Annotated in this window: 1 tRNA gene; it reads right to left on the bottom strand. The window is 53.1% G+C overall.

What is annotated here, in order from left to right:
- Nucleotides 1–77 (bottom strand) — tRNA-Met (locus tag IAE40_RS25595).
- Between the last annotated feature and the right edge of the window lie 166 nt (nt 78–243).

Raw genomic sequence — 243 nt, 5'->3', positions numbered from 1 at the left:
TGGTTGCGGGAGCCGGATTTGAACCGACGACCTTCGGGTTATGAGCCCGACGAGCTACCAGGCTGCTCCATCCCGCGTCAGAGGTGCGCATTCTACGGATTATCGACGGACTGTCAAACCTTAATGCGTGTTGAGCGTGGATATTCATCAAAGCAAAGAAAAAGGCCACTGTGTTAACAGTGGCCTTTTCTTGAATCTGGTTGCGGGAGCCGGATTTGAACCGACGACCTTCGGGTTATGAGC

The organism is Pseudomonas sp. S44 (genome assembly GCF_016624805.1).
Taxonomy (GTDB): Bacteria; Pseudomonadota; Gammaproteobacteria; order Pseudomonadales; family Pseudomonadaceae; genus Aquipseudomonas; species Aquipseudomonas machongensis.
This window is presented reverse-complemented; position numbering and strand designations above follow the sequence as displayed.